We start from the raw sequence: 930 nt of genomic DNA, 5'->3' as shown, positions 1-930 counted from the left end.
CAACAGGTAATGCATCATCTGAGATTGCGACTTCCATAATAGGAAATATACGTACTCAAATTAAAGGTTTTGTGGCAGATAAGTAATACTGAAAACCAGAATAATTTTTAAATAGCAGTGATGTGGACTCCAGTCTACAGGATTAAAGCTTAGGCAACGGCAAATTCTCCGAGGTCATCTATTGTATGGTTGCCAAGGGGTGGAATAGGCAGATTTCTACGCAACCTTAAAATGAGTCACTCCTCGATGATTTCCTCCAGGTTCTTACGGCATTCTTCAAGAGAAGTACCTGTTGCCCAGACCCCTTCGAGTTCAGGTATTTCTCCATAGTAAGGCTCCTCTTCATCTTCAATTATTTCATATTTGGCTCTTTCAAGGGCCGCCTGTATATATTCGATCAGCATCGACTTATCATCTCAAGCAATTATCACTTTGGGGATTGTATATAGCATTGTTAATTTCGGATATTTAGTAATTATCCTCGCCTTACGGGGTGACCCCTGCTCTAAAAGTTGAACAGATTAAAGGGTCAATGGATGGATATTTATATTTATAGGCACCTATAGCATTCTATAGGCAAATATCACAACGTCTCTGCAATCGGTGCAAAGGAGAATCAAAATGGCAACTACTATCTGTGTGGATCCACAAACAAAAGAAAAACTCAAGGTTCTAAAAAAATACCCAAAAGAATCCTTTAATTCTGTAATCGAGAGATTAACCAGAATGGCAATCGATGAGGATGAACTAAGCGATGAAGCTATTCAGGACATTGAAGAAGCTTTGGAAGACATCAAAATGGGTAGGACCTATAGTGAAGATGAGGTCAAAAAAGAGCTTGGTTTGTTATGAGTTATGACGTAATCTATACAAACAAATCACTGAAACAGTTGAAAAAACTATCTGAAACTGTAAGTGAGAGCATAATCA

The 930-nt window shown here is 38.2% G+C and carries 2 protein-coding genes; one reads left to right on the top strand and one right to left on the bottom strand.

All coding sequences use genetic code 11. The features are described from left to right. Nucleotides 1-236: 236 nt before the first annotated feature. Nucleotides 237-404 carry a type II toxin-antitoxin system HicB family antitoxin gene (locus tag CI957_RS10250; RefSeq protein WP_128754792.1) on the bottom strand — a complete coding sequence of 56 codons (168 nt, stop codon included), beginning with the start codon at nucleotides 402-404 and terminating at the stop codon, nucleotides 237-239. A 217-nt stretch (nucleotides 405-621) separates the two neighbouring features. On the opposite strand from CI957_RS10250, the gene CI957_RS10245 reads away from it, so the two are divergent. After that, nucleotides 622-852, top strand: coding sequence for a hypothetical protein (locus tag CI957_RS10245; RefSeq protein ID WP_072561006.1), 231 nt, complete (start codon nucleotides 622-624; stop codon nucleotides 850-852). Nucleotides 853-930 lie beyond the last annotated feature (78 nt).

It is taken from the genome of Methanohalophilus sp. WG1-DM (assembly GCF_004104135.1).
Classification (GTDB): Archaea; Halobacteriota; Methanosarcinia; order Methanosarcinales; family Methanosarcinaceae; genus Methanohalophilus; species Methanohalophilus euhalobius.
This window is presented reverse-complemented; position numbering and strand designations above follow the sequence as displayed.